We start from the raw sequence: 14,433 nt of genomic DNA, 5'->3' as shown, positions 1-14,433 counted from the left end.
GCTGTACGGTTTGTTCTGCGCCTTAAAATCAGCTTTTTCTGTAGGATTGCCGCTCTGTCCAATTAATTTCCCATTAAGATAAAGGCGGTTTGAACTGTAGATATAAGATGTGCTGATCCCCAAAACCTGATTGTCTTCATTTGATCGGATTGTCAGTTTGTACGTCCCGTAATCCACATCGGCCGTTTTTCCGAACAGCTTCACATTGACGGGGACATCAACGAGTACGGGGTTTTTTCCTTTTGCTGAATGAAGCGCCTGCGGTGACAGCATCTGATTTGGATATAGAATCCATTTCCCGTTCAGCTGGACATTTCCATCCTTTTGAAAATCCCACTTTTCCAGATTAATCACGCCCTGTTCCGCTTGAGGGAGGGATGATCCTGAAAAATGATTCAGGACCATAAAAATCATAAAGAAAGCAGCGTAGCCGCAAATAATCGAAATCGAAATAAATTTTTCTTTCACATCATTACTCCTTTATCCCATTCAGGGGCATTCTATTATCTTATGTAATGTATAAATATTGTAATCACAAACGTTATAATACAACAAGAGAAAGAAAAAGAATCCAACTATATAGGGCGTTGGACATGGTATAATTGAAATTATTTTCAGATATATCTATATTGACGGGTGGGATGCGGTTTGAAAGCGTTAATTGTGGATGATGAGGAACTGGCATTGCTTCATTTTAATCGTATGCTTGAGCGGACAAACGCCTTTCAATCTATTATAACGTTTCAAGATCCGGCGGAAGTTCTGGAGCATTCGGAGCTTTCAGCAGCTGATGCGGTGTTTCTTGACATTGAAATGCCCGGGATAAACGGTATTGAGCTTGCTGAATCGATTCAGGAGGTCAATGAAAATATCCAAGTTATTTTTATCACCGCTTATAATGAATTCGCGATCAAAGCGTTTGAATTAAATGCTGTCGATTATCTTTTAAAACCGGTTGACAATGCCCGGCTGCTGACAACTGTTGAGCGGATCCGAATGAATAAAAAACTCAGGACGGCAGAAGAGAATACCGGGACGGATTATGTTATACAATGTTTTGGGAACCTGGACTTTTATCAATCGGTAAATGGTGTCAAAACATACATAACAGTCAAGTGGAGAACATCCAAAGCCCGTGAACTGTATGCATTTTTACTTCTTAATCAAGGGCGCACGGTCAGTAAAGACATGCTGATGGAGATGTTTTGGCCTGCTTATGATGTATCAAAAGCAAGCACCCAGCTCTACTCGACAATATATCAGATACGGAAATTAATCGGTCAGCTGCCTTTCAGCCAATCAATAGAAAATACTGATATAGGATACATTCTCCGGCTTTCCGGGGTAAAGGTTGATACAGTTGAATGGGAAAAAACATTAAAAGAGGCTCCTCCGCTCAGCGCAGCTGCACTAACCCGGCACATGGACATTGTCATGTCATATGAAAACCATTATCTCATGGAGAATGGCTATCTGTGGGCGGAGCCGGAAAAAGCGCGTCTGGCCCATCTGTGGCTCAGCAAAGCGTACGAACTGATTGGTTTTCTCATCCAAGAGAAGAACGATCATCAAGCGATGGACGTTTGCCTGCAGGTTGAGAAAATAGAGCCCGGTGACGATAAAATTATACAATACAAACTGCAGTTATATAATAAACTGGGAAAGGTAGAAGAGGCGATAAAGGAATACGAACGCTATAAACAATTAAAAGATAAAATCAATTGACGATTGAATGACCGGACCGGCTGATGCCGGTCTTTTTTTGTGCGCTATTTCTGAAATGATCCCATGTACAGAATTTGTATAGGCCGATTTCATACAATGTAGTTTGGTTCGGATAAGGAGAATCCCATGCTTACCGGCTTGTTCGAACGTAAGTCTATATAAAAGGGGAGGAATAAGACATTGGGAGTGAGGAACTTTTCGTTCAGCCCGAAAAAAAGCAAAAGGCTGAGGGCGGCATTAATTTCATGCTTCACGCTGTTTTTCATCTTCAGCCAAGTTGTCAGCTTTACTCCGATCGCAGCCGCTTCCGGATCACAACAAAGCGAGAGCGGGTTCTTTGATTCAGTTGCAGTCAAAGACGGCAGACAGCAGACTGTTGACGGGTCAAAAGGGAGTGAGCCCGCTTTAGCACCGGGAGATAAAGTGACACTGACATACGAATGGTCGCTAAAAAACAAGGAAGATGCAAGTGACCGGAATATCACCTTAAAGATTCCGGAAAGTTTTACATTAGATAACGATGCCGAAGGTGAGCTGACATCAGCTGATCGGGTGATCGGTATATATAAAGCTGAAGCAGACAGCAGCGCGCTGGAAGTGAAAGTGAACGATGCTGAAGCGAATGCCGGGGATGCCAAAGGCTCCATTACACTGTCGGCGAAGTTTACTCCCGACATAACAGATGAGACGAAAATGGCAAAAGTTCTTTTTCAACTGGATGCCGGCAAGACCCAGCAGGTGTTAATACCTGTGAAGAAAGACGGAACAACGGATTCCGAAACAGAAAAAAACACCTCTTCAACACCTGCTGAACCTCAGGAAAAGACAGAGGAAAAATCAGCATCTGCGGACGGCGGTGATAAAGCAGAACAGAAAACGAAATCAACACCTTCTGCTAAACGCAGTCAATCAAAAATGGCGGTTTCAAGCAAATCTGCCGCTAAAAGTCTTCAATCAGGCGGAAGCCGGATTACGCAAAATATTTTAACTGATGTGAAATTGACGGATGAAAAAGGAAAACCATATGACAAAAACAACCCTGCGAATACGAACTCTCCGGCAAATATCACCATTCAATGGGCGATTCCGAATGAGCTGGGGAAAACAATAAACGACGGTGATCGATATGAATTTGATCTGCCTAAAGAATTTATCATGCATAATGACATTACGAACCAGCCATTGACCGACGGCGATAGTACGTACGGAACTTTTTCCATTAATACGAGCGGCCATGTCATCATGACGTTTAACGGCGAGGTAAAAGAAGATACTAACGTCAAGGGGTCATTGTATGTAAACACCCAATTCAATCAGAAAGAAATAAAAGGATCAACCACACAAAAGATTAAGTTTCCGGTTAACTCTGATACGCCGGACGTAACGGTTTATTTTAAACCGAATGTCAATAAAACCATTGAGAAATCAGGGTCATTGGATAAAGGTATTAATCCCGGAAAGGTAACGTGGACGGTTGATCTTAATAAAAAGGAAGAAGAAGTTAAACATGCGAAATTGACTGAAAGCCTTCCGGACGAATTGATTTTCCGCTCTGTGAAAGTGTATGAACTTGATGTGAATATTGACGGCTCGGTGAGTCAGGGAAATGAGATAACTTCAGGTTATACCGTTGGCGAAAACGGTAGTGTCACCTTCGCCGGGACGATCGATTCAGCCTACCGGCTCATATATGACACGGAAATTAAAGATGAGGCAAAGCCGGGTAAAGGCGGAAACATCACGCTGACAAACAAGGCGGCATTCAGCGGAGACAATGCGAAGCCGATTTCTGCGGAAGCTTCCGTAACAGCGGGTTACGGAAAAATGATAGAAAAATCTTCGACAGGTTATAAAGGAGAATCCCAAACGTTCAGCTGGGCTGTTATGTACAACTACGGTGAGAAAAAGATTGATCAATCCAAAGCCGGCATCAAGGATACGTTCGGATCAGACGATCTGCATCTTGTTCCCGGTTCATTGAAAGTCCTTCCGATTACATTCAGCCAGAACGGCAGCGAACAAGAGGGCGCCCCATTAAAAGAGGGTGAGGATTATACGCTGACTGATAACGGGAACGGCTTTGAAATAAAATTCAAGCAAACTGTCACAGGAGCATATAAGATCATTTATCAATCTCAAGTCAACGATGGGGTCATTATTGACAGTCCTGTCAAATACACCAATACAGCAATGACAGATACAGGGGAATCAAAGGAAACTCCGGGAACCGCCATTCAGCAGAATCTGATTAAAAATTATTCAAATGCAGACTATGAGAAGAAGACGGTTGATTGGACAATCACAGTTAATAAAAACGGTTACACAATGAAAGACTGGACGCTGGATGATCAATTCACCAGCGGAGGCCTGGCGCTCATTGACGATTCATTTCACATGCAAGACACGACTGATAACAAAACGCTGAAAGAAGGAACAGACTATACATTAACAAAAAAACCCGGAAATCAAGGCTTTACAATAGCATTGATCGGGGATTATGCAGAAACAAACAGTCAGTTTAAGATCACGTATAAGACAAAATTCAACGCTGACTTTTCAAACGAACCCATTAAGAATACGGCTGAGTCGACATGGACGGATAAAAACGGCGGCAAACGCACAAATAAGGAATCGAGCGGCTTCACACCGAACAATCAGACGTCCCATAATGGATTCAAAAACGGCTCATACAACGCCGTTTCAAAAGAAATCACATGGAAAGTCGGCATTAATTATAATGGCGAACCTTCAAAAAATCCTTATATAAAAGATACGATCACAGATGGTCAGCAATTTTTGCATGGATCGGTTGCTGTTAAATCGTATACCATCAGCAAAAACGGCTCCATCACTGAAGGAGAGGCGCTGGATCCTTCAAAATATGAAATAGAGGAGCCGTCAGATGGCAACAAAAATACGTTAACCGTACATCTCAAAACAGATGACGCTGTACCATACCTGATTGAATTTAAAACGTCATTAAAAGGCCAGGTCATCAAACAGAATCAATACACAAACAAAGCAGAGTACTTTAATAATGACCACGCAGACCGAACGCTGACGGGTTCAGTTTCCATCGCAAACGGAGGAAACCTGATTTCTAAAGGCGGCAAACAGAACGGAAACAATATCGATTGGAACATCAATGTCAATGCCAGCCAATCGACACTGGATGACGTAAAAGTCAAAGACACACCGGATGAGAATCAAATAATAGATGAAGATTCTTTTAAAGTATATCAAGCAAAATATAATGAGAACGGCGTTATGAAAGACAGCAGCGGAAACCTTATTCCGGGTGATGTGAAGCTTGAAAAAGATAAGGACTATAAACTAGATATAAAAACTGACAATGCCACCGGCGAACAATCATTTGTCCTTACCTTTACAGGCAGCTATAAACAAATCGACCGCGCGTATGTCATACAATATCGTTCTCTCATTAATATTTCCGGCAGCAGCGGTCAGGTCAGCAACAAAGTGTCGATATCAGGGACAAATGTTGAGGAGCAGACCCAAGAGAACAACAGCTCAGTGTTTGTCGCCATTTCAAGCGGCGGCGGCTCAGGATCAGGAGAGAAGGGAAGCCTGACGATATCTAAAACAGGATCAGACGGAACATCTCTTTCAGGAGCCGGCTTTCAATTATGGTCTAAAGACGGCAAGCAGCTGCTGCGTACGGGCACAACAGACGATGCCGGTAAACTTACGTTTGGGAATATCCGTTACGGAACCTATGTACTGAAAGAAATAAAAGCTCCGGACGGCTACACCATCAGCGATGCTTATGTAAACGGGGTCTCCGTTACGATTGACGGCAAATCCTCCGCTGCAGGAGCACTCTATAAAGTCATAAATCAAAAAAATAAGGTGACGCTTATCAAAAAAGACGAAAACAACAAGCCTTTGGCCGGTGCTGTATTTAAGCTTGAGAAAAAATCAAGCGACGGCACCTATACTCTGATAAAAAATAATATTGAAAGCGATAAAAATGGGAAAGTTGAGATCAACGGTTTGCCCGCCGGATACTATCGGCTGATGGAGACGAAAGCCCCATCAGGGTTTATCGTAAACACAAAAGCCATTCACTTCTCAATCGCAAAGAACGAAAAGAATCAAGTACCTGATGTTGAATTGGGATCAATGGTGAATTATCAAGGAAAAGCCGCATTAACGAAGAAAGATGCAGACGGCGGGAATCTTGAAGGCGCAGTTTTCAAAATCGTCGACAGTGATGGAAAAACGGTTCAGAAAGATCTGGTTTCAGATAAGGATGGAAAAATAGAAACATCCGGCCTTGCACCCGGTCATTACGCCTTCATCGAAACGAAAGCGCCCAACGGATATGTGTTAAATACGGAGAAAGTGGAGTTTACCATCTCAGAAACAGCGGAAGGAAAGCCGGAGTCAACTGACGCAGGAACGGCCGTCAACTATAAAGGCTCTGTCCGGCTGACGAAGGAAGATGCGGAAGGCCGAAACCTTGAAGGCGCAGTCTTCAAAATCGTCGACAGTGATGGAAAAACGGTTAAAGAAGATCTGGTTTCAGATAAGGACGGAAAAGTAGAAACATCCGGCCTTGCACCCGGTCATTACGCCTTCATCGAAACGAAAGCGCCCAACGGTTATGTGTTAAATACGGAGAAAGTGGAGTTTACCATCTCAGAATCGGCGGAAGGAAAGCCGGAGTCAACTGACGCAGGAACGGCCGTCAACTATAAAGGCTCTGTCCGGCTGACGAAGGTAGATGCGGAAGGCAAGAAGCTTGAAGGTGCAGTCTTCAAAATCGTCGACAGTGATGGAAAAACGGTTAAAGAAGATCTGGTTTCAGATAAGGACGGAAAAGTAGAAACATCCGGTCTTGCACCGGGTCATTACGCCTTCATCGAAACGAAAGCGCCCGACGGCTATGTGTTAAATACGGAGAAAAAAGAGTTTACCATCTCAGAAACAGCGGAAGGAAAGCCGAAGCCGTCTGACGCAGGAACGGCCGTCAACTATAAAGGCTCTGTCCAGCTGATCAAGAAGGATCAAGACGGAAACGTTTTAGACGGTGCAGTATTTAAAATCATTGACAGTGATGGAAAAACCGTAAGAGACGATCTGATGACAAAAGAAGGCGGCAAAATTGACGCCGGCGGTTTGGCGCCCGGAAACTATCAATTTGTTGAAACAAAAGCGCCGGATGGTTATCTGCTGTCAACAACCCCTGTGCCGTTTACGATTAAGGCTGAGAACAGCGGAAAACCGAATCAGGCTGCCCTGACTGCAGTTAACATCAAGAACAGCGTTGTTCTCACAAAATTGGATCAAGGTGACAAACGGAAAGTCCTGCAAGGTGCGAAGTTTAATCTGACAGATGCAAACGGCAAAGTACTGACAGAGGGTCTGACGACAGATGAGCACGGACAAATTATTGTACGGGGACTGAAAGCGGGCGAATATCAATTTATCGAAACAAAAGCGCCCGAACTTTACAGTTTGGATCAAACGCCAATATCATTCAAGATCACAAATACCGACATAAAACCAGTCGAAATCAGTGCGGAGAATACACTGACGCCTGGTGATGTCACACTGACAAAAGTGGATCATGACGATAAAAATAAGGTGCTGGAAGGTGCTGAATTCAAGATCACGGATTCTGCCGGACATCCGGTAAACACCGGCGGCAAAGAACGGCCGGCGGTATGGAAGACGGATCAAAAGGGCCGGTTTACGGTGAAAGGATTAGCGCCCGGGCAGTATCGATTTATCGAAACAAAAGCGCCTGACGGCTATCAGCTGAACGAAAAACCAATTGAATTCACAATTGAAAAAGGACAGTTAAAAGCCGTTGAGGTCGTCGTTTCTAATAAGAAATTAAAAAATCCCGCACCTGGGAAAGACACACCGAATCATCAAACGAATCAAGGCGGGCATCATCCTGATACCAATGGTAAAACCAATCATTCGGATACAGGCAAAAACCTGCCGAAAACCGGTGATACGGACGGTATGATGCCGGTCACGGCCGGTATTCTGCTGCTATTAGCCGGCGGAGCCGCGGCTGTTGTATCAAGAAAGAAAGCAAGGAATAGATAGACGTTATCGCACCTGATCATGTAAGAATCGATCAGGTGCTTTTTTAAAAAGAGAATCATTTCTCACCAAATACTCACCGCATGACGTACAAGAAAGGAATTTTCTTCATGGTTAAAAAGATGATCATTGCCGTTCTTATTTTGTCCGGGCTGCTTCTCATTTTCTCACCTCTCATGAAAGGCTGTTTGATCGCGTACCTCAGTAAAAGCCAAATTGAATCGGAATTAACCGCAGAACAAGCGCGGAAAAATAACATGAAAAAAGCGGACTATGATTTTGAATCCATTCATCCGCCCGGTTTCAGGGAAACAGTTCAGTCAAGTTTTAATCGCAAACCAAAACCGATAATCGGACGGATAACCATCAGCAGCATCGATTTAGACCTTCCGATTTTAAAAGGCACAACCAATGAAAACCTGCTGATCGGCGCGGCAACTATGCGTCCGGATCAGAAAATGGGCGAGGGAAACTACCCGTTGGCAGGCCACCATCTGAAGCAGGAGAACCTATTGTTCGGCCCTCTTTTACACATAAAAAAAGGCGCGCAAATCGTGATGACCGACTTTAGAAAAGACTATATTTATTCTGTAACATCAAAAACCATGATTTCAGAAATAGAAGCAAACGCAATTCAGGAGACAAAAGATAAAGAGATTACATTAATCACATGCGACAAAGCGGTAAGAACCGAAGGACGCCTGGCCGTCAAAGGAAAATTGATTGATATTTCCGGTCATTCAAATGTATCTCGGCCATCATAGAGAAACACTTTTTCAACTGAATATACGTCCGCTGTTAAACATCCCGAGACTGGCTTCTGTCAGTCTTTTTTTGCGCAGCGATTATAAAAAGTTCATCCTTCTTATCTCTCTTGAGGGAAATTATACCAGACTGCACTTTTTGAAAGAAATGACAAGAGAAAAAGATCACGAAAATTCTCAAAAATGAGAAATGAAGATTTAAAAAATGGTATGATTTTAGGAGGAAAGGACGGCTGGTGCTGTGTTGGAAGCGAAGCGGTTTTATGTCTCTCTGCAAATGAAAATCGCCGGATTAATTACGGCTTTATTAATACTTGTCATCGGAACGCTCACGGTTATATTTGCCTTTCAGCAATTAAAGGAAGGGCAGAAGCAGGCTGAACAGCTGGCGGTGCAAACGGCAAAAACCATTTCATACATGCCTCCTGTAAAAGAGGCGTTCCGGCTTGCGGATCAAGAGGCTTTTACAAAGTTAGATGTCATTGAACAAATGAAAGAACAGGCAGGCGCGCACGCCGTCTACATCACTGATCAAAAAGGGCATGTTGCATTTCATTCGGCCCGAAGCAGTATTCCGAAAGAAAATCAAAATCTGCAAAATAAAACCATCATGTTCGGCGGGTCACCGGTTTCCGACGGAATGAAGGCTGTCCGGGGGAGCGCCCCGGTTATTTTGGAGGAAAAAAATCATAACGAAGTCGTCGGAACGGTGACAGTCGAGTTTTTACAAGATGAGATAGAAAAAGATATGAAAGCGCATCTGCGGCATTTAGGCTATTTTGCATGTTTGGTGTTTCTTATCGGCATCGGGGGAGCGGCGGCGCTCGCAAAAAGCATCCGTAAAGATACACTCGGCCTTGAACCGCATGAAATTGCAGCGCTGTACAGGGAGCGCAATGCGATGCTCCTTGCGATTAAAGAAGGGATTATCGCCGTAAACAAAGAAGGCGCGGTAACCATGATGAATTTATCTGCGGCTGATATGCTGAATCTTCCGGAACCGATGATCGGAAGGCATATAAAAGAAATCATGCCGGGCGCAAATCTCATGCCGGTGTTGGCAGGGGGAGAATTACCGCCGAACGTGGAGGTGCGTGCCGGAAATAAAGTATTTATCTTAAACGTGAAAGAAATGAAGCAGACCGGACAAGTATACGGAGCGGTGATCAGCTTCCGGGAGAAAACAGAGCTCAAGAAACTGATTAACAAGCTGACTGAAATGAAAAAATACTCAGAGGATCTTCGGGCGCAAACGCATGAATTCTCGAATAAGCTTTACGCGATCCTCGGTCTGTTAGAGCTGGGAGAATATAATGAAGCCATTGAACTGATAAAAGAAGAGTACGCCATCCAGAATGAACAGCATGAAATCCTCTTTCAAAACATTCATTCACAGCGGGTTCAGGCCATACTATTAGGAAAAATGGGAAAGGCTTCTGAGAAGAAAGTGAAGCTTTCAATAGATGAAAACAGCTTTTTAGAATCGCTGCCGGAGCATGTGGGTTCATCCCAGCTCATTACGATCATCGGAAATCTTATTGATAACGCTTTCGAAGCCGTCGCCGAAAAAGAGAAAAAAGAGGTCGCCTTTTTTATGACCGATATCGGCAGGGATATCGTCATCGAAGTGGCGGACTCAGGAGACGGCGTGCCTCAGGAAAAAACAAAAACCATATTTGAAAAGGGCTACTCTTCAAAGGGGACGAGGAGAGGATACGGCTTAGCCAATCTGAAAGAAGCCGTCAGTGAATTGCAGGGATCGATAGAGATTTCGCAGCAAAAGAGCGGCGGTGCCGTATTTACGGTGTTTATACCGAAAGAAACGCCAAAGGGGGAATCGGTGTGATTAACATCGCGATTGCAGAGGACGACTTTCGAATAGCGCAAATTCACGAAAAATTTATCGAACATCTTGATGGATTCAATGTCATCGGTAAAGCAATCAATGCCAAAGACACCATATCGCTGCTTGAGAAACGGCAGCCTGATCTGCTGCTTTTGGATATTTATATGCCGGATGAGCTGGGAACAGATCTGCTCCCGCTTATCCGCGGCCGTTTTCCTTCCGTTGATATCATCATTATTACGGCTTCTGCCGAAACAAGACTGCTGCAGGAAGCGCTCAGGTCAGGCGTTTCCCACTATGTTATAAAGCCGGTGTCGGCACATAAATTTACAGAAGTGCTTTTGCAGTACCGGGAAAAAAGAGAATGGCTGCACTCACAGCCGGAGCTGAGCCAGTCCGTTATCGACATGTTTTTCGGAAGCGGTCAGAAAGAACAAAAACAGCTCAATGATCTGCCGACCGGGATTAATTCGATTACACTTCAAAAAATCAAAAACGCGCTCAGGGAAGCCCAAAAAGGGATGACGGCCGAAGAACTGGGCGAAAAAATGGGCGCCTCCAGAACAACGGCGCGGCGCTACGCCGAGTTTCTCGTTTCTCAGGAAGAAGCGCTCGCTGAATTAGAGTACGGCATTATCGGCAGGCCGGAACGGAAATATTATTTAGCACATGAATAAGGGATGGGAGAAATGAAGCGGTTGGGAGTGCTTCTTGTCATGCTGGCGGCGCTGGTTTCTTTTGACGGACGGCAGATGGCGGGCATCCGTTCAGCCGAAGGGCCGGTTGAAATTGTCGTCCCGGCAGCGCCTCAAGGGGGCTGGGACGTAACGGCAAAAGCTTTGCAATCGGTAATAGAGCGGAAGCAAATATTAGGCCGGCCCGTAAAGATCGTCTATAAACCCGGCGGAGGCGGAGACAGCGGCTGGAAATATGTAAACGAACGAAAAACGGATGTCATCAGTATGAATTCAAGCCTGCTGTTAAGCAATGAAATTTTGGGACAAAGCCGGCTGAAGGCAGCTGATTTTACGCCTTTGGCCATTATCGCAAAAGAGTGGCAGACCGTCGCTCTTCCGAAGGATTCAAAGATAAAAAGCGGAAAGCAGCTGCTCGGCGATATTAAAGCACATCCGGGCGGCATAAAAATCGGATTTGCGCCCGGCCTCGGAAATGATGACCAGCTCTCCTTTGCGAGAGCGGCGGAAATGGCCGAAATTTCTCCGTTTGATATCCGCTTTTTTCAATACGGGAGCAGCAATGAAGTCATTGAAGCTCTTATCAGCCACGAGATAGACGCCGCTTCAATGACCATTTCAGAAGCGAGAGACGCCTATCGGAAAGGGAAAATCACATTGGCGGCCGTTACGTCGGACAAAAGGCTCTCCGGCTTCAGCGATGTGCCGACATGGAAAGAGCAGGGGGTGCCGTTTGTCTTTGCGCACTGGAGAGGCATCATGGGGCCGAAAGACATGACCGAAGGCGAGATCGCCTATTGGGATCAGGCTTTGAAACAGATTACCTCATCCGCGGAGTGGAAGCAAATGTTGAAAAAACGGGATTGGGAGAGCTTTTATAAAAACAGCAGCGGCGCAAAACGCTTTTTAGAAGAGCAGACCGAGTTTTATAAAGAGATGATGAGCAGCGAAAAATAAGCCTTCCGCATATTTGCGGGAGGCTTTTTATTTATAAATGAACAAAATGAACGAAAAGGTTATAAAAAATTAAAAATCTTTAAAATCCAAAATATTTACTTCAATATCCAATTCTCATAAGATAGCAAAAAGGCGGATAAAGGGGATCGGGCCTTTAAAATGTAAGCGTATTCATGATAAGGGGGACATACTGTGTTAGCAATCTTAGGCTTTCTTATGATGCTTGTTTTTATGGTACTGATTATGACAAAACGGCTTTCAGTGTTAACGGCGCTCGTATTAACGCCGATCGTGTTTGCGCTGTTTGCCGGGTTTTCTTTTAACCGGGTCGGCGAGATGATGATTTCCGGGATTGAACAGGTGGCGCCGATTGCAGTCATGATTATGTTTGCGATTCTTTATTTCGGCATTATGATTGATACCGGTTTATTTGATCCGATGGTGTCGCGTATTTTAAAGCTGGTTAAAGGCGACCCGCTCAAAATTGTAGTCGGAACAGCCGTTTTAACCATGCTTGTCGCACTGGACGGAGACGGCTCGACGACGTATATGATTACGACAAGCGCAATGCTGCCTTTGTATATCATGCTCGGAATCCGTCCGATTATTTTAGCGGGAATCGCCGGTGTCGGCATGGGTATCATGAACACGATACCATGGGGCGGCGCGACGCCGCGTGCGGCGAGTGCGCTCGGCGTTGACCCGGCAGAGCTGACGGGGCCGATGCTGCCTGTCATTGCCAGCGGCATGGTATGTATGATTGTGGTCGCTTATGTACTCGGAAGGATGGAAAGGAAACGGCTCGGGGTGATCGAATTAAAGCAGCCGTCCCATACAAATGAAACGGCTGCGGCTGCGGAAGATGAATGGAGGCGGCCGAAACTGTGGTGGTTCAATTTACTGTTAACGCTTTCTTTAGTGGGATTTTTAGTGTCAGGAAAAGTGAATTTAACTGTGCTGTTCATCATTGCGTTTTGTATCGCGCTGATTGTCAACTATCCGAAGCTTAACGATCAAAGGGAGCGTATTTCAGCCCATTCGAGCAATGTGCTTGCGATCGGTTCGATGATTTTTGCCGCAGGCGTGTTTACCGGAATTTTAACGGGGACGAAGATGGTTGATGAGATGGCCATTTCCCTCGTATCGCTTATTCCGGAACAGATGGGGGGATTTATTCCGGCGATTGTTGCCTTAACGAGCGGTATCTTTACGTTTCTGATGCCCAATGACGCCTATTTTTACGGCGTGCTGCCCATTTTATCCGAGACCGCCGTGGCGTACGGTGTAGATAAGGTGGAAATCGCCCGCGCTTCGATCATCGGCCAGCCGATTCATATGTTAAGCCCGCTCGTGCCGTCGACGCATTTATTAGTCGGGCTTGCCGGGGTCACCATTGATGAACACCAGAAGTTTGCGATGAAATGGGCGGTTCTTGCCGTTATCGTCATGACAGCTTTTGCGCTCATCATCGGCGCAATCACGATTTTTTAACATAAAACACCCGGTTCGTCGCACACTAAAGGCATCAGAGGAGGTGTCATGATGAGTGATCCGTTTATGCCGCTTTTTTCAGTGAGAAGCGGGGCCGGTTTTAAAGCGGCGGACGGCGTTTACGGACTGACCGTGCAGATTGCGAATGTTTACTTTATCGAAAATCCCTCAGCTCCGCAGGAAATCATTCTGGTTGACGCGGGAATGCCTCAATCGGCGGAGATGATAACAGAAGAAATGAAACGCCGATTCAAAGAGGGGTATCAGCTGAAGGCGGTCATTTTGACACACGGTCATTTTGATCATGTCGGTGCGATTGAAGAGCTGCTTGAACTTTGGGATGTGCCGGTTTACATTCATGAAAAGGAGCTCCCGTACGTCACGGGGAAAGCGGATTATCCGCCTGCCAGGCCCGATGCGAAAAAAGGGCTTGTCGCAAAGCTGTCACCGCTGTTTCCGCGCCATACGATCCGCATTCCGTCCGTTCAGGCACTGCCTTCAGACGGTACCGTTCCGTTTCTTGAAGAATGGAAATGGGTGCATACGCCCGGCCACACACCCGGCCATATTTCATTATTCCGGGATAAAGACCGCGTTCTGCTTGCCGGTGATGCCGTGATCACTGTTGAACAGGAATCGCTTGCGGACGTTGTCATTCAAAAGCAAGAGCTTCACGGGCCGCCCGCTTATTTTACAGCGGATACGCAGACGGCGGCCGCATCCGTTCAGAAACTGGCCGAACTGGAGCCGGAAGCGCTTTTGACGGGTCACGGAATTCCGATGACGGGAAAAAACTACCGTGAGGATTTGCTTACACTGGCTGAAAAACTGCATTCCGTTTTGTAAAACACCTGCGAACATCACAGGTGTTTTT

General features: G+C 45.4%; 8 protein-coding genes. All 8 read left to right on the top strand.

Annotation, left to right across the window (positions count from 1 at the left end; translation table 11 throughout):
- Positions 1 to 648 precede the first annotated feature (648 nt).
- Complete coding sequence (locus ABK447_RS16725) at positions 649 to 1,725, top strand: response regulator (protein WP_060674512.1); 1,077 nt, start codon at positions 649 to 651, stop codon at positions 1,723 to 1,725.
- 180 nt (positions 1,726 to 1,905) lie between these two features.
- Positions 1,906 to 7,809 (top strand): SpaA isopeptide-forming pilin-related protein, encoded by a 5,904-nt coding sequence (locus ABK447_RS16720; RefSeq protein WP_094031580.1) that lies wholly within the window; start codon positions 1,906 to 1,908, stop codon positions 7,807 to 7,809.
- A gap of 107 nt (positions 7,810 to 7,916) precedes the next feature.
- Entirely contained in the window at positions 7,917 to 8,570 is a 654-nt protein-coding gene (locus ABK447_RS16715; RefSeq protein ID WP_038457258.1) for a class A sortase, read from the top strand.
- Between the two features lie 241 nt (positions 8,571 to 8,811).
- Positions 8,812 to 10,416: a sensor histidine kinase gene (locus ABK447_RS16710; protein ID WP_032867810.1), complete on the top strand. Its 1,605-nt coding sequence runs from the start codon at positions 8,812 to 8,814 to the stop codon at positions 10,414 to 10,416.
- Entirely contained in the window at positions 10,413 to 11,093 is a 681-nt protein-coding gene (locus tag ABK447_RS16705; protein ID WP_012117060.1) for a response regulator, read from the top strand. The genes ABK447_RS16710 and ABK447_RS16705 overlap by 4 nt, the downstream gene beginning before the upstream one ends.
- Positions 11,094 to 11,105: 12 nt before the next feature.
- The gene (locus tag ABK447_RS16700) at positions 11,106 to 12,068 is read left to right on the top strand and encodes a tripartite tricarboxylate transporter substrate binding protein (protein ID WP_076425491.1); all 963 of its coding nucleotides are present in this window, start codon (positions 11,106 to 11,108) and stop codon (positions 12,066 to 12,068) included.
- A 192-nt stretch (positions 12,069 to 12,260) separates the two neighbouring features.
- A complete protein-coding gene (locus ABK447_RS16695; protein WP_007408485.1) occupies positions 12,261 to 13,559 on the top strand; it encodes a citrate:proton symporter in 1,299 nt (432 codons plus the stop codon).
- Between the two features lie 51 nt (positions 13,560 to 13,610).
- Positions 13,611 to 14,405 (top strand): MBL fold metallo-hydrolase, encoded by a 795-nt coding sequence (locus tag ABK447_RS16690; RefSeq protein WP_072588895.1) that lies wholly within the window; start codon positions 13,611 to 13,613, stop codon positions 14,403 to 14,405.
- Positions 14,406 to 14,433 lie beyond the last annotated feature (28 nt).

This window comes from Bacillus sp. hwrm1, assembly GCF_040207805.1.
In the GTDB taxonomy this organism is placed as follows: Bacteria; Bacillota; Bacilli; order Bacillales; family Bacillaceae; genus Bacillus; species Bacillus velezensis.
This window is presented reverse-complemented; position numbering and strand designations above follow the sequence as displayed.